The sequence below is a fragment of the Variovorax sp. GW531-E2 genome (assembly GCF_059423125.1).
The window spans coordinates 45240-67350 of record NZ_JBWKXQ010000033.1; the positions used below are offsets into that span (position 1 = coordinate 45240).

At 67.1% G+C, this 22111-nt stretch carries 16 protein-coding genes; 4 read left to right on the plus strand and 12 right to left on the minus strand.

Going from position 1 to position 22111, the window contains the following annotated elements; all coding sequences use genetic code 11:
* The 12 genes from AC07XP_RS19395 to AC07XP_RS19450 all read right to left on the minus strand — a co-directional run bounded on the left by AC07XP_RS19395 (window position 1) and on the right by AC07XP_RS19450 (window position 17871).
* Window positions 1-915, minus strand: coding sequence for a DUF6708 domain-containing protein (locus AC07XP_RS19395; protein ID WP_495265580.1), 915 nt, complete (start codon window positions 913-915; stop codon window positions 1-3).
* A gap of 6 nt (window positions 916-921) precedes the next feature.
* Window positions 922-4326 (minus strand): T6SS effector BTH_I2691 family protein, encoded by a 3405-nt coding sequence (locus AC07XP_RS19400; RefSeq protein WP_495265581.1) that lies wholly within the window; start codon window positions 4324-4326, stop codon window positions 922-924.
* Window positions 4323-5318: a hypothetical protein gene (locus AC07XP_RS19405; RefSeq protein WP_495265582.1), complete on the minus strand. Its 996-nt coding sequence runs from the start codon at window positions 5316-5318 to the stop codon at window positions 4323-4325. The genes AC07XP_RS19400 and AC07XP_RS19405 overlap by 4 nt, the downstream gene beginning before the upstream one ends.
* Window positions 5306-8107: a type VI secretion system Vgr family protein gene (locus AC07XP_RS19410; protein WP_495265583.1), complete on the minus strand. Its 2802-nt coding sequence runs from the start codon at window positions 8105-8107 to the stop codon at window positions 5306-5308. The genes AC07XP_RS19405 and AC07XP_RS19410 overlap by 13 nt, the downstream gene beginning before the upstream one ends.
* 38 nt (window positions 8108-8145) lie before the next feature.
* Window positions 8146-10872 carry a type VI secretion system ATPase TssH gene (gene tssH / locus AC07XP_RS19415; protein ID WP_495265584.1) on the minus strand — a complete coding sequence of 909 codons (2727 nt, stop codon included), beginning with the start codon at window positions 10870-10872 and terminating at the stop codon, window positions 8146-8148.
* Window positions 10873-10913: 41 nt separating this feature from the next.
* Window positions 10914-12035, minus strand: a complete 1122-nt coding sequence (tssG, locus tag AC07XP_RS19420; protein ID WP_062474776.1) for a type VI secretion system baseplate subunit TssG — start codon at window positions 12033-12035, stop codon at window positions 10914-10916.
* Window positions 11999-13849, minus strand: a complete 1851-nt coding sequence (gene tssF, locus AC07XP_RS19425) for a type VI secretion system baseplate subunit TssF (RefSeq protein ID WP_070062961.1) — start codon at window positions 13847-13849, stop codon at window positions 11999-12001. Before tssF ends, tssG begins: the two co-directional genes overlap by 37 nt.
* 26 nt (window positions 13850-13875) lie before the next feature.
* A complete protein-coding gene (tssE, locus tag AC07XP_RS19430) occupies window positions 13876-14367 on the minus strand; it encodes a type VI secretion system baseplate subunit TssE (RefSeq protein ID WP_062474770.1) in 492 nt (163 codons plus the stop codon).
* A gap of 109 nt (window positions 14368-14476) precedes the next feature.
* Entirely contained in the window at window positions 14477-14989 is a 513-nt protein-coding gene (locus AC07XP_RS19435; RefSeq protein ID WP_062474768.1) for an Hcp family type VI secretion system effector, read from the minus strand.
* A gap of 84 nt (window positions 14990-15073) precedes the next feature.
* The gene (tssC, locus tag AC07XP_RS19440) at window positions 15074-16564 is read right to left on the minus strand and encodes a type VI secretion system contractile sheath large subunit (RefSeq protein WP_495265585.1); all 1491 of its coding nucleotides are present in this window, start codon (window positions 16562-16564) and stop codon (window positions 15074-15076) included.
* A gap of 2 nt (window positions 16565-16566) precedes the next feature.
* Window positions 16567-17082, minus strand: coding sequence for a type VI secretion system contractile sheath small subunit (tssB, locus tag AC07XP_RS19445; protein ID WP_062474762.1), 516 nt, complete (start codon window positions 17080-17082; stop codon window positions 16567-16569).
* Between the two features lie 120 nt (window positions 17083-17202).
* On the minus strand, window positions 17203-17871 hold the full coding sequence (locus AC07XP_RS19450) for a tetratricopeptide repeat protein (protein WP_495265586.1): 669 nt from the start codon (window positions 17869-17871) through the stop codon (window positions 17203-17205).
* Between the two features lie 217 nt (window positions 17872-18088).
* Here AC07XP_RS19450 and tssJ point away from each other — a divergent pair, with 217 nt between their 5' ends.
* From tssJ to tssA, 4 genes are all read left to right on the plus strand, one after another.
* A complete protein-coding gene (gene tssJ / locus AC07XP_RS19455; RefSeq protein WP_101494023.1) occupies window positions 18089-18709 on the plus strand; it encodes a type VI secretion system lipoprotein TssJ in 621 nt (206 codons plus the stop codon).
* Window positions 18710-18788: 79 nt separating this feature from the next.
* Entirely contained in the window at window positions 18789-20135 is a 1347-nt protein-coding gene (gene tssK, locus AC07XP_RS19460) for a type VI secretion system baseplate subunit TssK (protein ID WP_062481129.1), read from the plus strand.
* A gap of 16 nt (window positions 20136-20151) precedes the next feature.
* Window positions 20152-20949 (plus strand): type IVB secretion system protein IcmH/DotU, encoded by a 798-nt coding sequence (icmH, locus tag AC07XP_RS19465; protein WP_062481127.1) that lies wholly within the window; start codon window positions 20152-20154, stop codon window positions 20947-20949.
* Window positions 20946-22106: a type VI secretion system protein TssA gene (gene tssA, locus AC07XP_RS19470; RefSeq protein WP_495265587.1), complete on the plus strand. Its 1161-nt coding sequence runs from the start codon at window positions 20946-20948 to the stop codon at window positions 22104-22106. Before icmH ends, tssA begins: the two co-directional genes overlap by 4 nt.
* Window positions 22107-22111 lie beyond the last annotated feature (5 nt).

Below are 22111 nucleotides of genomic sequence, written 5' to 3' on the forward strand. Positions count from 1 at the left end.
TCAGCGGGCCGCTGTGAGTGCCCCGCGCGATTCAACATCCAGCTCCACCGGCCATGTCGCCCTGGGCGCCAGCTTCAAGGCGACATAGCGCATCAGGCCCAGAGGCAACAGCAGCCAGCACACGGGCATCATCAGAAAGATGCTGGCGATCCATTCGACGATATGCATCTGCTGGCGATAGGCGCGGCCTTCCGCCGTCGGGTCCAGGAATGGCATGAAGAAGAAGAAGCAGCGCCGAAAACTCACATCGTCAAGCCGTGGCGCCTGCGCTGGCAAGGCATCGGGGCCTTGCAGCATGTAGAGACGACAGTAGTCCCACAGGCGCCGCATGTCGGCTTCATCCAGCGTGTTGCCGCCCAGCTGGATACGGTCCAGCACTTCCAGCGTGCCCGGCTTGCAATGACTGAGAAACAACGCGTAGCGCACCGCGTAGGTGGTGCCGCTGTTGCCGGCCTGCCGGGTGATTTCGGCGTGCACGTGGGCCCAATCGAAGACCTTGATGCTCTGGGGCCAACGGACCAGCGGGTTGGGTTTCCACTTGAATTCGTAGGCGTAGATTTTCCCCAGGGCGCGATTGAAGCGAACGGGCGTGTCGGAAGGAACCCTCGTGTCCAGACGAAAGAAGAACAAGGCAAACACGACGAGGATGTGGGCGATGGCCAGCAGCACCATGCTCCAGAAATCGAACGGCGTGGACAACAGGAAATACAAATAGGCCGCCAGCGAAAAACATCCGGCCCAGATTCCTACGCCCCGCATCAGCGTCTCGGTGCGCGAGATCTCCAGGTAGTTCGCATCGACATGCTTGAGATTGCCGCACGTCGATGGCACGCCGCGCGCCGGCGCATCGCCGTCGGGCTGGTCTTCGAACCAGTGCGCCACCGGTGGCAGCAGGCGACCCTGCTTTTGCATCATGGCCGGTCAGTCCTCGTCGGCCAGTTCGAACAGGGCATAGGCATCCGGGGACGCCACGTAGTCCTGCCAGTAGTCGATGCGCAGGTGCACTTTCTGGAAGTACTTGGTGCTGGCTTCCACCTCGCCGGTCAGCGTCTTCCTGGCCATATTCCAATCGGCCACGGGCTGATGCATCCAGTCGTCCGACTCCCGGCCATAGTCCTTCTTCCAGTCTTGCGACGGCAGGTGGGCAAGGTTCGGCGAGCGCAACTGAATCGCTTGGATCCAACCCCGCTTTTTATGAAGCAGCGAGAGCGTGACCGCAAAGGCCGAGGTCTCCTGCTCGAATGCGGGCACGCGCACCATCATCTTGACCGTGTCATAGCCACGCACGGCGCCCACGCCCAGCCAGTCGTCGTTGTAGCCCACGCTGCCATCCAGGCCCAGTGCAATGGCGTTGAGGCCGGCCAGTTCGTCGGCGTGTTGCGCGTCGGTCCAGGCGCCTTCCGTGCGCTCGTGCTTGCCGAAGTAGCAGCGGTCCAGCCAGACCTCGGCCACGCTGCGCTCGGCGTTGGCGGCGGCCATGGCGAACAGCACGCCGATGGCGACCAGGGCAATGGCCCAACCGAAGGGGCCCAGCAGCGTGCCGGTCGCGAAAATGGCCGTCGATCCACTCAGGACCGCCGCCGTGCCCGTCACCGCTGCGGCAGTGAAGGCGAGTGCCGCGGCCGTGTGCAGTACTCTGGCCGTGTGGTCGCCCTTGGCGCCGCTGCGCTGTGCCGCATTGGCCTCGATCATGGCGTCGAACATCGCCGCTCCCGCCGCGACCACGCTGCCGCGCAAGGCCCATTTCGCGCCCGAGAGCGCCAACGCGGTCCCTGCCTCTTGGCTCGATACCTTGGCTATCAGTTTCATGCCCTGCCCGAACGCTTCGATGGTCGCGCCCGTGGTTCCCGTGACGGCCGAGGCCATCGCCATCTGGGCATCGGGCAGCCGCTCGCCGAACGCCTTGCGGTAGTCGTTCAACGACTGGCGCAGCACCCACCACTGGAAAAATGCCGTGCCTGCCGACCAGCCGATTTCGGTGCTACCGGCCAGCAGGGTGCGGCTGCGGGTGAGCATGCCGCCGATCATTTCGTTGACCTCGTGGCCGCTGAAGCTGAGCCCTTGCGACAGCTCCGTCAGCAGTTGCTCGGCACGCACGCCCAGCGTCATCGTGCTGAGCCTGAGCTTGCCGACTTCCGCGGAGGCCATCCGGGCGGCCGTTTTTGCCTTCTCGGAGATCGTCTTGAGGCCGGATTTTTCACGCAGCCAGTTCTTGAGTTCCTCGCCCTTGAGAGAGGCGATCCGGGCCAGTTGCTCGCTTTCGATCACCAGGCAGAAGGTGACGGTCATGACGGTGTTGCGCGCCAGCGGGTTGCGGATGCGAAGCACCCCCATGCCGCCGACCAGGATCGAGCGCACCGCTTGCTTGCCCTGGAGATTCAGTGCCTTCGTGACCGCCTGCGCCTTGTTGAAGGCCTGCGTCGACAGCAGGTCGACGTATTCCTGCACGGTGATGTTGGCGGTGAAGATCAGGACGTCGACCTTGTCGTAGAGCTTGAAGGCCGCCGCCTGCGCACGCATGATGCCCTGGTGAGCCGCCTCCTGGAGCTGGTCGCCGAGCCGGTTCATCGCCGTGGTGATCGCCAGCTTGGTCAGGCCCGCAGCCTGCTTGACCGGCGCGAGCAGAAACCGCTCGAACTCGTCGGAGCCGACCAGCCCCTTGACGGTGTCGTAGATCTTGTCGCCCTTCTTGACGTCGCCGCCGTCGGGCAATAGGTTGTCAAGGATTGCCTGGCGATTGCCGAACAGCGCGCGGTACACGGGGTTGTCGGGCGCTGCCGGCTGCTTTGCCAGCCATTCCTTCCACAAGATATAGCCGGCTGTGTTTTGCGCGGCGGCCGCGTTCTTGGTGGCTGTCGTCGCCGCCTTGCCGGCCGCCGAGGCAGTCCCCTTGCCCGTGACCGCGGCGGGGCCGGAGGCCTTCGGCGCGAGCAGCGACTCGACGATGCCGCCGGCCAGGCAGGGCGCAAAGGCCTTGACCAGTTCGGCCTGCTGCTCCGCGCTCTCGGGGTCGTAGTCGTCGAACCAGGTTTTCCACTGCGAGTCTCTCGCCCATGCGGCCCAGTCGGTGTCGCAATTCTCGACCAGCGTCCAGAGCACGCGCAGCCCCTCATCGAACTTGTCCTGGAAGCTCTTGCGCTTGGCTTCGTCGTAGTTGCCCGCGAGCCGGCCCCACATCTGTCGGGCGTCGTCCGCCGCGCGCTGGGCGCGGGTGGTGGTGACCGTGGCGGTCTGGCCTCCCAGGTCGTCGGGGAAATGGTAGGTCTCGGTCTGTACGTCGGGCTTCTTGCTCGCCACCTCCTGCGCCTCGCGCGACTGCAGGGCGTTCTGTTCCGTCAAAGCCTTCAGGCCCAGGATGGAGCGCGAGATGGTGAGGGGCCGCTCCCAGATCGCGCAGTAGCTGCTGCGGCCTTCGACGAAATACAACCGGCTGGCATTGAGCTCCTGCACGATGCCGACGGCGTCGATCAGGGCCACGCCGGAGATCTTCTTGCCGCCGCTGGCCGCCTCGTACGCGGTCACGTAGCTGCCGGTCTCCGGCGCCTTGCCGATGCGCGCCGCAGTCAGCGGGGTGGCGTCTTCCCAGGTCAGGTTCAGCTTCTTCGCGGTGTAGACCTCGATGGCCTGGTAGGTCCGGCGGCTGGTGAGTTCCGTCTGGTCGGCTGCGTATTCTTCGACGTGGTCGTGCAGCATCTGCGCCGTGGGCGCGAAGGTGTGCGCCTGCCCGCCGGGTGTGCTGGCAAGCTTGGCCACGTCGAACACCTGCATCCGCTTTCCGGGATCTTTTTCGTAACGGGTGCGCACAGCCTTCGTCCACGCGGCGGTACTGAAGGCGATCCATATGTTGCCGCCCTTCTCGACCACCTTGGTCGGCAGATGGATGAAGCTGGCAGGGATGCCGTCCCCCTTGCGTTCGCACTGCACGGACAGATCGCGGTGCGTCTTGCAGTCGATGTCGTCGGGATCGGGCAGCAGTCGCAGGTAGCCGTTGGGCGTGACCGCATAGACGTGCCAATGCCCGGCCTTGCCGAAGTAGACGTAGACGAAGCCCTGGCGCAGCGTGCGCAGGGCGTAGCTGTGGTGGTTCAGCTTCTTGTCGTCGACCTTCTCTCCCAACTGCCCCGGATACTTCGCATAGCCGCGACCGCCGCTGACATAGTTGTGCACCACCGCGTGCCGCAGAAGCAGCACAGGCAGCCCCAGACGTTGACAGAGTGGGCAATTGCCTCCGCCCGTGCAGCTGGCGACCTGCCGCGACGCGGCGTTGGCCTGGCGGACGCCGTGGGCGCCGCCTCTGGCCTTGGCTCCCCTTGCTGTTGCATTCATGCCATGAACTCCTTGCTTGTCTTCGTGTCGACGTGTTCGCCGGCAGTGATGGCGATCCGGTGCAGCGTTTCGTCGTCCAGCGCGTCGAGCGCATCCGCCAGCGTGGACTCGCCGTTCGTTGCGCACTCGATGCACGCGGTGGCTGCCGGATGCCGATGCCACTGCGGTCCGATCCCGATGCTGTGCAGCGCAAAGCACAGCCGGTCTTCCAGCAGGATCAACCCCAGCACGTCCGCTTGCAGCAGGGCCTGATCGATGTGGCGCTCGGCATCGGCGGGAAGATCGATGTCGGCCTTGGTCAGGGCGAGCACCACCTGCCGCGCCTGCGGCACCCTTTGCTGCCGGGCCCAGTCCGCACCGGTCAATGCCCCGGCGACAGGCGCTTCGTTGTGCCCGGTGAACAAGGTTTCGTTCAGATGCCCGGCCAGGTCGATCCAGCTCCAGCTGTGCACGCCGGCCATCGCCGTCCGTAGCCACGCGCGGGCGTCTTCCGAAGCCATGAGCAACGCCCAGCGGTGCGGCTCGAACCAGGCGAGTGCACGCTGCTGCAGGAACGACATGCGTTGCTGCAAGGCGCGCTTCATTTGCCTGGCGATGTCCGCCGGGTCTCGGTCCGTCACCAGCCATCCGCAGACGTAAGCGCCGTTGATGCTGGTGCGACGTTCCAGCGCGTGGGCCACCGTCAGGTCGAGCAGGGGCTCGTCGATCCAGCCACTGCGATCGGGCGCGCGCAGCACCAGCAGTTGGGGCCACAGCTCGGGTGACGAAAGAAAGTCTTCGCGACGTACCGGCAGCCATTCGACGGGCGGTTGGCGCTGGGCGAGACGCGTCACATGCAGTGGGTCGTGAACCGCCACCGGATGGTTGGGATCGAGCAGCGCCAGCACCCACCGCGGCGCATCGGTATCAAGGTGCGGCCACAGCTGCTCCCGCAGTGTCTGCGCCACGGCGAGGTGCTCGCCCATCTCCGCCGCTTCGCTCATGTCTTCCATTCGCAGGGCTCCAGCGTGCCCGATGGCACCGCCGCTTGCGCCGCCGAGCCGGCCGGTCCGACAAAGTTGTGCATCCCCCTGAACGTCACCTTCCCCGGCGCATGGATCTTGATGCTCGATCCTTCCAGCTTGATGTACGCCCCCGCGCTCGTCAGCAGCACGTGCTTGGGCGCCTCCACGGCCACGTCCTTCGCCGTGCTGGCGATCGTCACCTTCTTGTCCGCCGCGATCTTCGTGGCGCCGGTCTGGCTCTGAAGGCTCACCTTGCCGCTGGCCGCATGCAGCGCGATGCCGCGCTCCTGGTTCGGCTCGCCGCCTTCTCCGGCCTTCGCGCCCACCGTGTACAGGCTCACGCCCTTGGCCACGCTCAGGGCGATCTGCCCTTGCGCGGGCAGGTCGACATCCTGGCTCGCGACGATCGCGGTGTGCTGCCCGCTCACGGCGATCACTTCCTTCGGCGTGACGAAGCCGATGCCCATCGGCGCGCTGAACTGCAGATGAGGCTCGCTGTACGCGGTGACGCTGCCGTGGCCGCCTTCGGTGGCCTTGATGTCGCCGCCGCCTGAACCAGCGTTGCTGCCCGATGCCGCAGCACCACCTTCCTGCTTCGCCTCCAGCACCTCGGTCACATGCTTCAGCGCCGCGATGGCCGGCAGTTCGCCAGGAGCCCCTTCACCCTTGATCTGCGCCTTCTGCGTCTGCGCACTCTGGGCGAGTGAGGTGGCGAGCTCTTCAGCCTGTTTCGTCTGCTGCTGCGCTTCGCGACTCGCCATGAACGCGCCCTTGGCGTTCGGCTGGGCATAGGCGCTCACGAGCAGGCCTGCGCCCGCGCGGATGGCGCCTTGCGCGGTGGTGGCCAGTTCGGCGCCGTGGCCGCGGCCCTTGCCGCGCGCGTTGTCGTCCTGCTGCTTGTGGTGGCCCAGGTGCAGGCGGCTGCTGGCCTGGGTGGTGGCCAGGCTGGTGCTGCCCTGGCCGGGGGTGTCGTCGAAGACGAGCTGGTTGTAGCCCCCGTCGCCGCTCTGGCTGGCGCTCAGTTCCTGGGTCTTGATGCCGCTGAAGACGGCGTTGTGCGCGTGCTCCTTGGCGCCCTTGCCTTCGCCGGCGAACCACGCGGGCGCGTTGCCGGTGGACTGGGCGGCGCCCGCGGGTTTCTGGTTGTGCTGGGCGTCGACCTGGCCGGCGCCGTTGTACAGCGCGGCGACGACCACGGGGCGGTCGATGTCGCCGTGGTGGAATTCCACCAGCACTTCCTGGCCCACGCGCGGCAAGCTCATCTGGCCCCAGTTGTCGCCGGCGGCGCTGGCGGCCACGCGCACCCAGGCGCCCAGGCGGTCCGCGGCGGGCGCGTTGTCCTGGCCGTCGGTGCGCGACTGGCGCGCGCTGGACGCACTGCCGCGCTGCCAGTGGAACTGCACCTTGATGCGGTGGTCGCGGTCGGTGTGCACCGGGGCATCGCCGCCGCCCACGCCGATGACGATGGCGCTCTGGCTGCCGTGCACGCTGGGCTTGGGGTGGATGCGCTGGCCGTGGCCGTCCAGGCTCAGCGGCCGGTAGGGGATGGCCGCGCGCACGGTGGTGAACTCGTTGCGGTAGTGGGTGACGGCGTCTGCGGTCGTATCGCCGTTGCCGCTGTCGAACACGGTGGCGATGTCGGGCAGGCCCAGCCGCTCGTCGATGCCGGTCTTCAGGTCTTCGTCGAAGTTGTTGCGCGCGATGTGGCGCACGGCCAGCACGGCGAAGCGGCGGTCCTGCTCGCTGTCCTTGTCGTGCTGCTCGTGTCCGCTCAGGGTGAAGGTGGTGGCGGGCGCCAGGGTGCGAACGGCGCTGCGGCCTTCGAAGCGCTTGTTGCGCAGCTCCAGCGCCTGCAGGGCGTTGGCGAGCAGGCGCTCGCCCTGCGCGGAGGTCTCCCAGCCGTAGGCGCCGGGGTCGTCGCTCCAGTGCAGGGTGCGCTGGCCCGCGGCGCGGCTTTGCTGTTGCACGGGGCGTGCGTTCACGCTCTTGTAGTCCCAGCTCTGCTGCGCGAGGCTGTTGGTCTGCAGCTGGCGGTGGCCGCGCCACTGCTGGATGGTGTCCTCGCGCTCGCTGGCATCAGCACGGTGGAAGCGGATGGTGGCTTGCGCGTTGGCGCGGAAGGCACCGTTGTGGTCGGCGATGACGAGCGTGTGATTGCCCAGTGCACCGTCCTTGCCCGTGGCGTGTTCGAACCAGTAGCACAGGCCCTCTTCAGCGAGCAGGCGCGCGACGAAGTCGAAGTCGCTTTCCTGGTACTGGGTGGTGATGCCGCGCACGGGGTAGATGTCGCGCTGCGCGATCTCCCAGCGCCATTGCGGCGCGAGCTGGCCCTGGCTCTGGTAACGACCGAACACGGCGTCGACGATGTCGAACACGTTCTGGTGCTGGAACAGGCAGCTGTCCTGGCGATACCGCAGGAAGGCCATCCACGGTTCGATGACGATGCGGTAGCGCGCCATGCCGCCGTTGCTCGACACGCACTCGGCCTCGCTCACATGGCCATGGAAGGGGCGCAGCTCAGTGCGGCTTTGCGCGGTCTGCAGATCGAGCCGCACGCCCTGGCCGATGAGGGTCTTGAGTTCGATGTGCGCGTCGTCGCTCAGCGCGGTGAGCTCGAAGCGAAAGCCGCCGCCGTCGATGCACTCCACGCCGTCCAGGCGCTCGGCCAGCAGCTTGTTCTCGCCCAGCGGCGTGTGCAGCACCAGCAGGCGATCGCGCTGCGTGGTGCCCGCGCGCATGAGCCCGCCGAGCGAGGCCGATGTGAAGGTCGTCGTCATTGTTTTTGTTCTCCCGTGGGCACGCGCGGCTGCTGCGCCTAGGTGATCCGGTAGCGGAATTCGCCGCCCTTGCCGCAGCTGGCCTTGATCTTGGCCAGCGGCGTTTCGTCGGCCATGCGCGTGAGCACGGCCTCGGCAATCTCGGGCAGCAAGGTGCCGTTGAGGATGTGGTCGACGTTGCGCGCGCCCGAGTCGACCTCGGTGCAGCGTGCGAGCACGGCCTCGACCAGCGCGTCGTCCCACTCGAACACGGCCTTGTGGTTGGTCGCGATGCGGTCGCGGATGCGCCCGAGCTTGAGCGCGATGATCTGCTCGAGCACCGCATCGGTGATCGGATAGAACGGCGCCACCTTCATGCGGCCGAGAAAGGCCGGCTTGAAGGCCTTCATGAGCACGGGGCGCAGCGCCTCGGCCAGTGCGTCGGGCGCGGGGCGCTCCTCGTCGGCCTTGTTGAGGCACGCCTGCATGATCTGCGACGAACCGATGTTCGAGGTGAGGATGATCAGCGTGTTGCGGAAGTCGATCTCGCGGCCCTCGGCGTCGTCCATCATGCCCTTGTCGAACACTTGGAAGAACATCTCGAGCACGTCGGGGTGGGCCTTCTCGACCTCGTCGAGCAGCACCACGCTGTAGGGCTGGCGGCGCACGGCCTCGGTGAGCACGCCGCCTTCGCCATAGCCCACGTAGCCGGGCGGCGAGCCCTTCAGGCCCGAGACGCTGTGCGCCTCCTGGTACTCGCTCATGTTGATGGTGATGAGCTTCTTCTCGCCACCGTACAGGATGTCGGCCAGCGCGAGCGCGGTCTCGGTCTTGCCGACGCCCGAGGGGCCGACGAACATGAACACGCCGCGCGGCTTGTTGGGGTCTTCCAGGCGCGCGCTCGCGGTGCGCACGCGCTGGGCCACGGCAGCAAGCGCGTGGTCCTGGCCGATGACGCGCTCGGCGAGCAGGGTGTCGAGGGCACGCACGGTCTTGATCTCGTCCTTGACCATGCGGCCCAGCGGCACGCCGGTCCAGGCCGAGACGATCTCGGCGACGACGTGGCCGTCGACCTGCAGCGGCACCATCGGCGTGGTGCCTTGCAGTGCGCGCAGTTCGGCCAGCAGGGCATCGAGTTCATCGCGCGCGGGGTCGGCGGTGGCAGCCGTTTTCTTGCGGCTGGTTGCGCGGGCCGGTGCCTTCTCCGCCACGGCGGGTACGGCCTCGGGCTGCTGAGCGGTCGACTCGTCGCGTTGCGCACGCAGCGCGCGGATGCGTTCGACCAGCGCGTTCTCTTCGGCCAGGCGTTGCTGGCTCGCGGCCAGCTCGGCCTGCAGCGCGCTTTTCTTTTCCGCCAGTTCGGCCAGGCGCGCTTCATGGCGCCCGCCGGCCGCGGTGTCGCGCACCAGCGCAGCGCTCTCGGCCTCGATGCGTTCGAGGCCGCGGTTCGCTTCCTCGATCAGCGCCGGCGTCGCGCTCTGGCCGAGCGCGACTTTCGCGCACGCGGTGTCGAGCACGCTCACCGCCTTGTCGGGCAGTTGCCGTCCGCTGATGTAGCGGTGCGACAGGCGCACGGCCTCGGTGATGGCTTCGTCGAGCACGCGGATGTTGAAGTGCTTCTCCATCAGCGGCACCATGCCGCGCAGCATGGCGGCCGCCAGCGTCTCGCTGGGCTCCTCGACCTTCACGACCTGGAAGCGCCGCGCAAGCGCCGCGTCCTTCTCGAAGTACTTCTTGTACTCGCCCCAGGTGGTGGCGGCGATGGTGCGCAGCTCGCCGCGCGCGAGTGCGGGCTTGAGCAGGTTGGCCGCATCGCTCTGCCCGGCCTGGCCGCCCGCGCCGATCATGGTGTGGGCTTCGTCGATGAACAGCACGATCGGGTGCGGGCTCTTCTTCACTTCGGCGATCACGTTCTTCAGGCGGTTCTCGAACTCGCCCTTCACGCTCGCACCGGCCTGCAAGAGGCCCATGTCCAGCGTGTGCAGCGCCACGGCGCGCAGCGACTCGGGCACGTCCTGCGCCGCGATGCGCAGTGCCAGCCCTTCGACCACGGCCGTCTTGCCGACGCCGGCCTCGCCCGTGAGGATGGGGTTGTTCTGGCGCCGGCGCATCAGGATGTCGATGACCTGGCGGATCTCGGTGTCGCGGCCGATCACGGGGTCGAGCGCGCCGTCCTTCGCGCGCTGCGTGAGGTTGGTGGTGAACTGGTCGAGCGCGGGCGTCTTGCCCGGCACGCCCGTGGCCAACGGGTCGGCCGGCGCTTGCTGCGCCTCGCCTTCGGCGGCCGCGCCCGAGGCGCCGGCTTCCGCCGCTTCGCTCGATCCGTCGGTGAGCTTGTCGAAGTCGTGCTTCAGGTCTTCGAGGCGGATCTTCGCGAACAACGGAGAGCCGCGCTGCGCCAGCTGCGCGAGGTCGGGCTGCGTGAGCAGCGCGAGCAGCAGGTGGCCCGAGCGGATCTGCGCCGCGTGCGCGTCGAGCGAGGCCAGCAGCCATGCCTGCTGGAACAGCTGCTGCAGGTGCTGCGAGAACACGGGCGTGCGCGTGTTGCCGTTCTTGAAGGTCTGGATCTCTCGCTCCAGGTCCGACTGGATCGCGGTGGCGCTGATGCGGTTGGCGTGCAGCACGCGCGCGAGGTCGTTGTCGGTCTGCTCCAGCAGCGCCAGGAACAGGTGCTCCAGGTCGACCTCGTAGTGGCCGTGGGCCAGGCACAGGTTGGCGGCGCGCTGCGTGGCCATGCGGGCGCTGGCGTTGAGCTTGGTGATCAGTGTCTTCAGCGAGGTGCTCATGAGCGGTGGTGTTGTTCTGTCGGTCGTGTTCGTTGAAAGGGTCACTGCAGGGGCTGAAGCTCGTACTGCGTGTCGCTGCGGTCGCCCTCGGCCTCGCGGGTGGTGATGAAGCTGTCCCAGCCGAGGTGGCTGCCGCCGCTGTCGCTGAGCTGCACGGCGGCCACTTCTTCGCGCGCCAGGATCAGGCGCACTTCGTATTCGCAGGTCACGCCGGCCAGCAGCGCCAGCATCTTTTCGAGCGCCTTCGCATGCGCGCGGCCCGGAAAGAACTCGCGCAGCGCGCTGCGCTTGAGCGGGCCGATCCACAGGCGGATGCGCAGGTCGCGCTGCCAGATGCGCTCGCCGGCCATCGCGTTCTGGCCCAGGCTCACATTGCCCTCGCCCAGCCTGGAGCGCTGCTGCACGGGCATGTCGTACCACTTGCCGAGGAACTGCTCGATGCGGATGTGGCTGCGGAAGTAATCGGACAGCACGCGCTGCAGGTACGCCGCCGACATCGGCCGGTGGCGCACCGCGGCGGCGTAGCCGGCCACGGTCTCGTCGAACACGGTGCCCGTGCCGTCGGTCAGCGGATCGCGTTGGGCCGTGTGCTCCAGCCCGGCCATCGACAGCAGCACCGGCAGGTAGGCGCGGCTGCGCTCGTGCTCGTAGTGCAGCGGCAGGCGGTACTTGCGCCAGGCCGCATAGAAGAGCGCGGCGGCGCGGTTGCTGAACACGTCGAGAAAGGCGCGCGCCGAGCTGTCGCGCAGATGCTGCTCGCGGCGCATCAGCATCTCGGTGTAGACGATGGGCAGGGCGCCCGACACGCCCAGCATGCCGAAAGACGCAGGCGTGAGTTCGATGCGGCCCAGGCCGTGTTCGTCCTCGTGCGGCAGCGGCGGCTCGCACAGCTGCGCGCCCGACATCAGCTCGCCCACGGCGTCGCGCACCGCCAGCGCCTCGATCTCGCTGGGCGGGAAGTTCAGGCTCGTGGAGCTGCGAAAGCGCACCCAGCGCGGCACCATGCGCTCGCCGGGCACCAGGCGCTGGTGCACGTCGCGCTCCTGCCGTTTGAGCAGCATGAGCTCGATCAGCCGCACCGCCTGGAAAAATTCGAAGCGGTAGGGTTCGCGCAGCAGCCTTTCGGCTACAGGAGGATCGATTCGCCGCTGCGGGGCTTGCATCGCACCAGCTCCTCCTTGTCGCGCGCCGAAACGATCACCAGTTGGGTGAAGCTGTTCAGGTGCACATAGAGACCGAAGAAATGGTCCATCACGCGGGCAAAGGCCTGCAGGCTGCTGCCCACGAAGCCGGTCTCGTCGACCGTGAGCTTGAGCTCGATGCCGCGCACGAAGGTCGCGAAGGGCTTGCCCGGCAGCCACTGGGTGGTGGCCTGCTGCTCGATCGCGGTGATGGCCTCGATCTGCCGCGCCGACACGGCCGAGCGGCCCAGGTCGTACAGCCGCAGCATTTCCTTCAACGCCGGCAGCCCGCTGGTGGCCAGCGACAGGTGGTTGAGCGACAGGTGCGACACCAGCCGCCACTGCACGCCCTTGCCGCGCGGCATGCGCAGCGTCTGCGTCGGGCGGCGCAGCATGCGGATCGAGCGCGCCACCGAGTTGCCCTCGATGAACAGGTCGCCGCCGGGCAGGCCGAAGGCCAGCGAATGCGGCAGGTCGCGGTTGGTGCAGGTGAGATCGATGCTCAGCGTTTCGGTCTGCGGCAGCGAGGGCTGGAAGTCGATGTCGACGATCGAGAGCTCGGTCTCGTAGCCCGGGCTGCGCTGCGCCACGAGTTCGTTGCGCCGCGCGAACCAGTAGTGCTCGGCCTCCTTCGGATGCTCGCCGTGGTGCAGCGAATAGAAAGGCCGGAACTCGATGTAGGCGTCGCCCTCGGCGGTCTGCTTCACGAGCTTGACCGAGTCGATGCTGTAGACCTCGAAGCCGAAGGCGCGGCGCGCATCGGCCACCACCGGGTAGGCGGCGGCGGCGTGCGTGACGCGGATCGGGTCGCTGCGCTGCTTGAAGAGGTTGATGACGGGCGTGCAGCCCAGGCGCAGGTTGCGGCTGGACACGCCCTCGAGCAGCCGCGCCGTGGGCGAGTCGGCGCGCACGCCGGTCATCACCAGGTGCAGCGTGATCGAGCGGCACGAGCCGATGTGGCGCAGCGCGTTCGCCAGGTCGATGTCGACGAAGTTGAACTTCTCGGGGAACGCGAAGTACTCGCTCAAGAGGCGGTAGGCCGGGTGCGAGCGCGCCGGCAGTTCGATGAGCGCGTCGGCCTCCTCGAAGCCGACCGGGTGCAGCGCTTCGCCCTGCACCAGCGTCCACTTGCCGCTGCGTTCGGGCTCGACGAAGACGGCGGCCGTCTTCAAAAAGATGGCGTCGGCCAGTGCCGTGGCCAGCGAGGGCTCGGCATCGATGAAGGTGCGCAGGCGCGCCAGCGTGAGCGCCAGGGTGCCGAGCGACTTCTGCTCGCCGGTGGCCTCGAGCGTGACCGACAGGCAGCCCGTGGCGTTGCGCGGCAGCGAGGCCTGCGCGGGCGCATTCACCACCGAGTGATAGACCACGTTCGACACCTGCACCGCCGCCAGCGTGACGTCGTATACGCTGCGAAAGCGGCAGGCGCCGCCGCGCACCGGCTGCGAGGTCAGCTCGGTGCCGCGCGCAATGGTGACGGGCTTGCTGAGCTTGGCGAGCGCCGCGCCGCCGGCGTCGAACTGCGCGATGGAGCACGACGGAAAGGGCCGCAGGTAGTGCGGGTACATCACCTCGAGCAGCGCTTCGGTGAGCTCGGGGTAGTCGTCGTCGAGCTTCTTGCTGATGCGGGCCGTGAGCAGCGCGAACGACTGGATCATGCGTTCGACGTGCGGGTCTTCGCTGGCGTCGGCCGAGATGGCCAGGCGCGCGGCGATCTTCGGGTAGCCCTTGGCGAACTCCTGCGAGTAGCCGCGCAGGAAGGCCAGCTCGCGTTCGTAGAAGGGCAGCAACTCGTCCATGGTGAGCGTCGGGGTCCGGCGTGGCGCTAGGCGTACCGGCTCTTGCCGGTACCGCGGGTGATGGAGTACTGCAGCGTCGTGGGCTGCAGCATGGCGTCGAAGTTCACCGGCTCGGCCAGCTCGGGCAGCACGAGCAGGGCGGTGATTCCGAAATAGAGCATGTGGGTGCTGGCCTGGCCGTCGACCTCGAGCGACACCGAGACATCGCGCAGGCGCGACTCGTGGCGCGCAATGGCCTGCTCCAGCGAGCGGCAGATGAACGATCGGTCGTAGTGGCTGGCCAGGCTCAGGCCCGAGAAATCGCTCAGGCCGTAGGTCATGACGGAACGCCGGCACTCGGGGTAGGCCTGGAGCTTGGCGTCGTCGAAGACCATGCGCGTGTTGAGCAGGGATTCGAGGTCGCGTGCGACCACGTTCTTGACCTCGTCAAGCGACAAATGCCGCAGCACCGGCGAAGCCGGCCCGCGCCAGTCGTCATCGAACAGCTTGTCGAGCAGGCCCGGTTCGAATCCTGTCATGGGTCACTCCCTGTCTCTCGCGTCGGACAACGGGCACGGCGCCGCGCGAGGGGCGCGGCGCCAAAAAGAAACCGCGGCCTGCGCCGCGGTCGTCATTGCCCGACTGGCGTCAGACCGAGTAGGTCTTGTCGTTCTTCGTGAGGCTCCAGGCGCCTTGCGAGTTGCCGCCCTGGTTGCCGCCGATCTTCTGCTGCGTGTACTTCCACTGCACGGCGGCGTACTTCAGCGAGAAGGTCTCGCTCGGCACGCTGGCCACGTCGGTGCTCACGACCTTCGGGTTCACGCTGGCGATCAGCACGTACTTGAGCTTGATCTCCATGTACTGCACGCGCTTGCCTTCGCCGTCGGCACGGTAGAACTGCACCGTGACTTCGTCGAAGGTGGTGCCGCCCGACGCGTGCTGGTACAGCAGCGGGCTGACGACGTCCATGTCCTTCGTGAAGATCATCTCGCCGTGCTCGCAGCGCTCGGCGGTGTGGCCGCCGGCGGTCGACGCGGTGGCCGAGCGCGGTTGCACGATGCTGTGCTGCCACGAGCTGACTTCGATCCAGTCCTTGTGGTCCTTGTCCTGCGACTCGCCGTTGATGGCCGGGCTGCCGAACTTGACGTAGATATCTTTCATGTTTCTTCCCCTTCTTGATTGATTGATTACTGACAGTTAACGTGTTGCAGCACGGCCCCTCGGCCGCGCACCCGATCTGCCTCCTTACTTATTCACTGACTTCGGCAGATCGGCGACCAAGCGCAGTGAAATAGACAGTTCATCCAGCTGGAAGTGCGGGCGCAGGAACGCGACCGCGCGGTACACGCCGGGCCGGCCGGGCACTTCGCCGACCTGGATGGCGGCTTCGCGCAGCGGGAACTGGGCCTTCTGCTCCTGCGTCGCGTTGTCGTCGAGCAGCACGTACTGCGCGATCCAGCGGTTCAGGAACTGTTCGACGTTGTGCGCCGAGGCAAAGCTGCCGATCTTGTCGCGCATCATGGCCTTGAGGTAGTGCGCGATGCGCGACACCGAGAAGATGTACTGCAGCTGCGCCGACAGCACCGCGTTGGCGTTGGCGCTGTCGGTGTTGTACTTCTTGGCCTTCTGCAGCGACTGCGCGCCGAAGAACGCCGCGTAGTCGGAGTTCTTGCAGTGCACGAGGGGAATGAAGCCCAGGTCGCTGAGCTCTTTTTCGCGCCGGTCGGTGATGGCGATCTCGGTCGGGCACTTCAGGGCGATCTCGCCCTCGTCGGTCTTGAAGGTGTGCGTGGGCAGGTCTTCGACCAGGCCGCCACCTTCCACGCCGCGGATGGCCGCGCACCAGCCGAAGTCGTCGAACGCGGCCGTCAGGCGCGTGGCGAAGGCCCAGGCCGCGTTGCACCAGAGGTACTTGGCGTGGTCGGTGCCGTCGACGTCTTCCACGAAGTTGAAGCTGTCGACCACCGTGCCTTCGCGCGGGTGGTAGGGCAGGCGCCCGAGGAAGCGCGGCAGCGTGAGGCCGACGTAGCGCGAGTCTTCCGAATCGCGGAACGACTTCCACTTGGCGTACTCGACGGTGTCGAACACCTTGGCCATGTCGCGCGGCTTGCCCAGGTCGGAGAAGCTTTCCAGGCCCAGCAGCTCGGGCGAGGCCGCGCCGATGAAGGGCGCGTGGGCGGCAGCCGCCACGTGCGCCATCTGGTCCAGGAAGTACATATCTTCGGGCTGGCGCGTGACATCGAAGTCGCCCACCAGCGCACCGAACGGCGCACCGCCGAAGGTGCCGAACTCTTCTTCGTAGACCTTCTTGAACATCGCGCTCTGGTCGAACTCGACGGCGGCCTTGAAGTCCCGGATCAGGTCGCGCTTGGTGGCGTTGATGACCTTGATCTTGAGCATGGTGCCGGTCGGCGTTTCCTTGACCAGGTACTCCAGGCCGCGCCAGGTGCTCTCCAGCTTCTGGAACTCGGGCGCGTGCATCACGGCGCTGAGCTGTGCGGAGATGAGCGCGTCCAGGTCGGCCACGCGCGCGTCGATCATGGCCGACACGTTGTCGGAGACGATCACCGAGCCTTCGAGGACCTGGCTGACGAGTTCGCCGATGAGGTCCTTGGTGCGCGTGTGTTCCACGTCGGACTTGGCGACCTTGCTCTTCTCGACGATCTGGTCGAGCAGGTCGACCGAGACTTCAGACGAGGCGACACCACTCGATGCCGAAAGTGCTTGCGCGGTCATGTTCAGCTTTCGTCCTTCTTGCCAACGCCTTGTCCCAGGCGCTGGAGTTGCTCGGTGTTGTTCAGCACGTCGGCCAGCAGGTCTTCGAGCTTGCTGTTGCCGGCCATCTTGTTGCGCAGGTCGGCCAGCTTGGTGCGCGCGTCGAGCAGGCGCTTGAGCGGCTCGATCTGCTCGACGACGGCTTCGGGCGAGAAGGCGTCCATCGAGTTGAAGGTGAGGTCGACACCGAAGCTGCCGCCGCGCCCGTCCAGCTTGTTCGGCACCTGGAAGGCGGCACGCGGGGCCACGCCCTTCATGACGTCGTCCATGTTGTCGCGGTCGATGTTGACGAACTTGCGGTCCTTGAGCTTGGGCTGCTCGACCTCGGACTGGCCCGCCAGGTCGGCGATCACGCCGACGACGAAAGGCAATTCCTTTTTCTCGATGGCGTCACCGAGTTCCACGTCGTACGTGAGTTGCACGCGCGGCGGGCGCACTTTTTGGAGACGCTTCTGCACGCTCTGTCTTTTGGTCGCCATAAGCTTCAATACCTTCGCAATAGGACTGAGAAACGAATTAAAAAGTTGTACGACCCATTTCCAGATCGCACGCTCATTCGTTAATACATTGGTTTAAAAACCAATTCAAAAACCGGACAATTACTTGAGCGCGTCAAATGGATTGCCGCCACCCGCGCGCGGGGCGGGCGCGGCAGGTGCCGGGCGCGGCGCGGCGACCGGGGCGGGCCGTGCGGCGGCGACCGGAGTCGGCGCGGCGGACGATGACGACGAGGGCGCGGGTGCCGGGCTGGGGGCCGCGGCGCGGCGCGTGGGTGCCGGCCGGGCTTCGGGGCCGGCGGGCACCAGGACCGACAGGCCCAGGGTTTCGCGCAGCAGCGCGGCCAGGCGGTAGGCGTCGGCGTTGGCGTCGCCGCTCAGGCTGCTGTCCTTGCCCAGGTCCTCGATGGAGCGGGCCGCCAGGCGCAGGCCGCCCACGGCGGTGATGCTCTTGGCCTGCCGGCTGGAGGGGTCGCGGCGCAGCGACTCCTCGGCGGCCGAGATGGCCAGGCTGTAGCGGCCTTCGTTGAAGTAAATCTGCGCGATGCGCGACCACGGCTCACCGCGGGTCGGGTTCTCGGTGGCGAGCTGCTGGTACTGGCGGATGACGGGCGCCTTGTCGCCGGTGGCGGCTGCCGCGGCGGCATCGACCTCGGCCAGGCTCTTGTTGTAGGCCGCGGTGGCCTGGGCAACGGCCGCGTCCGGCGTGGTGGTACAGGCCGACAAAAAGACGGTGCTCGCAATGGCACCGGCAATCATCGTGCGCGACATGATTTTTCGAATCGACACATTCCCCCCTGATCTGACTTTTTAGCAGGCCGCAATCATTCATTAAATTGCGACCGTTGACAATAACAATACACGATACTACAGCCGCGTGGATGGCAAATGACGGGGGCGGATTAATGCTAATTTCCTAATCGAAAGTCATTTTCGAAATCGGTTAATCCTATTTGGTCCATCGAAATATTGTTACGGCTCGCTTTTAATGAAAATATTAATTACATCTGGCGCGCTGCTGGCCGCGTTGATGCTCGGCGGGTGCAGCTCGCCGGCGCTCACGATCGCCAACATCGCGCTCGAGGCGAGCGGACTGAAGAAGCCCGAGCTGCCCGAGTCGCAAAAGCCCCCGCGCAAGGTGACGATGTCGATCGCCGCGGGCAAGAACCTCAACGCCGACGGCCGCAACCGCCCGCTGTCCGTGGTGATGCGCATCTACAAGCTGAAGGAGACGACGGGCTTCTACCAGTCGTCCTTCGACGCCTTCGTCACGCCGGGTCGCGACAAGACGCAGCTGGGCGACGACCTCGTCGAGAGCCGCGAGATCACGCTCATTCCCGACCAGCAATACACCTGGACCGAGATGGTTCCGCGCACCGCCAACGCGGTGGCCGTGGTGGTGCTGTTCCACTCGCCCGACGCGCAGCGCTGGCGCTTCGCCTTCAACGCCGCGGACGCCGAGAAGACCGGCATCGTGATGGGCGCGCATGCCTGCGCGCTCACCGTCACGACAGGCGCGGTGGTGGGCCAGCAGAACGCACAAGGCGCCGCCCCCACGGGCGCGCTCAACCTGTTGGGGCCGGTAACTTGCCGGCCCTCGCCCGCCTGATCTGCAGCGACGGCGGGGCCGTTCAAGTCGACACGACGATGCGATACATTCAAAAAAAATTGTGGGGAGTTGATCCGACGTGAGCTACGCAGCCAAGGTCCTCTGGGGAGAGGGCTTGTTTCTACGCCCCCAGCACTTCCAGCGCCAAGACGCGTACCACGAGGCGCGCCTGCGCGCCACGGCGCAGACGCTGCATCCGTACTTCTGGGGCGTGCGCTCCATCAGCTTCGACCTCGATGCGCTGGCCAGCGGCATGCTGCGCGCCTCGCAGCTGTCGCTGGTGTTCCCCGACGGCGAACCCTACGCAGCGCCGCAGGCCGACGCGCTGCCCCCGCCCATCTCGCTGGACACGCTGAGTCCGGGCCAGAACGAGATCACCTTCTACCTGGTGCTGCACCCGGTGAAGGAGCTCGGCAAGAACTACACCGACCCCAACGAAGAAGGCTTTGCCGCGCGCTACACCAGCGACGCGACGCAGTCGCTCGACCTGTACACCAACGCCGTGAGCGCCGAGGTGGTGTTCCTGCGCAAGAGCGTGAAGCTCCTGGCCGACACCGAGCCGCGCGAACAGTTCGTGTCGATCCCCGTGATCCGCATCCGCCGCACCGCCGCGGGCGGCTTCGAAATCGACCGCAGCTTCGTGCCGCCGTGCACCAGCATCGACGCCTCGCCCACCGTGTTCCAGCAGCTGCGCCGGCTGCTCGACGTGCTGCAGGCCAAGGTCAATTCGCTCTACGGCATTCACCGCGAGCCGAGCAAGAACATCATCGAGTTCCGCTCGGGCGACATCGCCTCGTTCTGGCTGCTGCACACGGCCAACTCGGCGTTCGCCTCGCTCTCGCACCTGTTCCATCACCCGTCGCTGCATCCGGAGCGGTTGTTCCAGGAACTGCTGAGCCTGGCCGGCGCGCTGATGACCTTCGCCAAGACCTACTCGCTGAACGACCTGCCGGTGTACGACCACGAGAAGCCCGGCCCGGCCTTCGCCGAGCTCGACCGCATCGTGCGCGACCTGCTCGACACCGTGATCTCCACGCGCTACTTCGCCATTGCGCTCACCGAGACGCGCAACGCCTTCTACCTGGGGCGCCTGGACTCCGGCAAGATCGACGAGAAGACCGTGTTCTACATGTCGGTCACCGCCAGCATGCCGGCCGCCGAGCTGGCCGAGGTGGTGCCGCAGCGCTTCAAGATCGGCGCGCCCGAAGACGTCGACAAGCTCGTGCTCTCGGCCATGCCGGGCGTGCGCATCGTCTACGCGCCGCAGGTGCCACCGGCCATTCCGATCCGCGCGGGCGCCTGCTACTTCTCCATCGACAGCAAGAGCCAGCTGTACGACCGCATGCTGCAGGCGCAGAGCGTCACCATCTACGCGCCGGCCGGCATCCCCGACATGCAACTCGAACTGATCGCCGTGACCGGCTGATCACCCGCCCGATCGTATGAACACCACCACCCTCAACAAGGCCCCTTCCCTGCTGGGCGCCGACGCGCCGCCGGCCTCGTTCACGCCGGCCGGCGTGGCGCCCGACGCCGATTCGAGCCTGCTCGACCTGCTTTACGACGGCTTCGTGATGCTGTTCCTGCTCAAGAAGAAGCAGCAGCCGGCCACCACCGAGCAGTTCCTCACGGGCATCCGCAACTACCTGGGCGAGTTCGAGCGCAACGCGCGCAAGCTCGACGCCACGGCCGAGCAGATCCACGCGGCCAAGTACGCCTTCTGCGCCACCGTCGACGAGTTCGTGCTCTCGGCGCCCGAGTTCGCCATCCGCTCCGAATGGGAGCGCCGGCCGCTGCAGCTCACGCTGTTCGGCGACCAGCTGGCGGGCGAGAACTTCTTCAACATGCTCGAGGTTGAGCGCGCGCACGGCGCCGCGCGCATCCAGACGCTCGAGGTGTTCTACATGTGCCTGCTGCTGGGCTTCCAGGGCAAGTACGCCATCGACGGCACCGAGAAGCTGGCCTACCTCACGGCGCGCGTGGGCGACGAGATCGCCAACGCGCGCGGCAAGCGCACGCCCTTCGCGCCGCACTGGCCGCTGCCCGACCTCATCTCGCACTCGCTCAAGCGCGAGGCGCCGCAGTGGGTGGTGGCCGCGCTGTTCGCGCTCATCGGACTGCTGGGCTTCATCGGCCTGTCGGCGCACCTGGGCAGCACCACGCAGGGCGCGCTCGCCAGCTACCAGGACATCGTGAAGCTCGGCCCGCGCCAGGCCAACCTGACGATCTCGCTGCCATGACCACGGCCGCGACGAACCGCCTCGACCTCGCGGCCCTGCTGGCCCCGATTTCCGAGGCCAAGCCCTGCGGCGAGGACATGCTGTTCTCGCGCGAGTTCGACGCCATCCAGGAAGCGCGCAAGCACGACGACCCCTCGCTCGAACAGGGCGAATGGGTCATCGAGCTGAAAGAGGCCAACTGGCCCTTCGTGATTTCGGAGTGCGAGAAGCTGCTGCGCGCGTCCACCAAGGATCTGCGACTGGGCGTGTGGCTCACCGACGCGCTGGCCAGCCAGCGCGGCTTCGAGGGGCTGGCCGACGGCTACCGCCTGCTCAGCGGCCTGTGCCGCCAGTACTGGGACGAGCTGCATCCGCAGCCCGAGGGCGGCGACATCGAGATGCGCATCGGCACCGTCACCTGGCTGATCTCGCGCTCCGTCGAGCTGCTGCAGCGCGCGCCCATCGTGAGCGACGGCCACACCGGCCACAGCGCGCTGGTGTGGGAGACCGCGCTGGCGCTCGACCAGGCCATCCGCCGCACGCCGGCGCAGGCCGACGAGCTGCAGCGCAACAAGGTGACGCTCGAGCAGTTCGACCGCCTGCGCCGCGCCACGCCCGCGAAGTTCCTGCAGAAGACGCACCGCGACGTGCAGGCCTGCGAGCAGGCGCTGGCCGAGTTCGAGGCCGTGTTCGACGAACGCACCGCCTCCAACGGCCCGAGCTTTCGCGCCGCGAAGGACGCGGCCACGGCCATCCGCCAGGCCGTCGAGCGCTTTGCGCGCGAAGCCGGCGTGCCGATCGACAACGGCGCGGTGCCGCAAGCCGCCGCCGCTGCACCGGCCGCCAGCGCACCGGCTGCCCCGACCCGCATCGAACCCGTCTTCGACGCCGCCATGCCCCATTCATCTCCCTCCTACCACGCGGCGGTGCATGTGCCCGCCGCGCTGCCGCCCGGCATCCACAGCCGCGCGCAGGCCATCGCGCAGCTCAAGGAAGTGGCGGCGTATTTCGAGCAGACCGAGCCTTCGAGCCCGGCCGCCTACATGGCGAACAAGGCCGCGCGCTGGGCCGACATGCCGCTGCATGCCTGGCTGCGCAACGTGATCAAGAACGAGCAGGAGCTGGCGCAGCTGGTGGACCTGCTCGACCTGCCGAAGGGCGACGACGAGTCGCGCTGACTTCG

Bases quoted from the DNA above. Each gene is read 5' to 3' on its own strand.
- AC07XP_RS19395 (WP_495265580.1), bottom strand. From the start codon at position 915: ATGATGCAAAAGCAGGGTCGCCTGCTGCCACCGGTGGCGCACTGGTTC.
- AC07XP_RS19400 (WP_495265581.1), bottom strand. From the start codon at position 4,326: ATGAATGCAACAGCAAGGGGAGCCAAGGCCAGAGGCGGCGCCCACGGC.
- AC07XP_RS19405 (WP_495265582.1), bottom strand. From the start codon at position 5,318: ATGGAAGACATGAGCGAAGCGGCGGAGATGGGCGAGCACCTCGCCGTG.
- AC07XP_RS19410 (WP_495265583.1), bottom strand. From the start codon at position 8,107: ATGACGACGACCTTCACATCGGCCTCGCTCGGCGGGCTCATGCGCGCG.
- tssH (WP_495265584.1), bottom strand. From the start codon at position 10,872: ATGAGCACCTCGCTGAAGACACTGATCACCAAGCTCAACGCCAGCGCC.
- tssG (WP_062474776.1), bottom strand. From the start codon at position 12,035: ATGCAAGCCCCGCAGCGGCGAATCGATCCTCCTGTAGCCGAAAGGCTG.
- tssF (WP_070062961.1), bottom strand. From the start codon at position 13,849: ATGGACGAGTTGCTGCCCTTCTACGAACGCGAGCTGGCCTTCCTGCGC.
- tssE (WP_062474770.1), bottom strand. From the start codon at position 14,367: ATGACAGGATTCGAACCGGGCCTGCTCGACAAGCTGTTCGATGACGAC.
- AC07XP_RS19435 (WP_062474768.1), bottom strand. From the start codon at position 14,989: ATGAAAGATATCTACGTCAAGTTCGGCAGCCCGGCCATCAACGGCGAG.
- tssC (WP_495265585.1), bottom strand. From the start codon at position 16,564: ATGACCGCGCAAGCACTTTCGGCATCGAGTGGTGTCGCCTCGTCTGAA.
- tssB (WP_062474762.1), bottom strand. From the start codon at position 17,082: ATGGCGACCAAAAGACAGAGCGTGCAGAAGCGTCTCCAAAAAGTGCGC.
- AC07XP_RS19450 (WP_495265586.1), bottom strand. From the start codon at position 17,871: ATGTCGCGCACGATGATTGCCGGTGCCATTGCGAGCACCGTCTTTTTG.
- tssJ (WP_101494023.1), top strand. From the start codon at position 18,089: ATGAAAATATTAATTACATCTGGCGCGCTGCTGGCCGCGTTGATGCTC.
- icmH (WP_062481127.1), top strand. From the start codon at position 20,152: ATGAACACCACCACCCTCAACAAGGCCCCTTCCCTGCTGGGCGCCGAC.
- tssA (WP_495265587.1), top strand. From the start codon at position 20,946: ATGACCACGGCCGCGACGAACCGCCTCGACCTCGCGGCCCTGCTGGCC.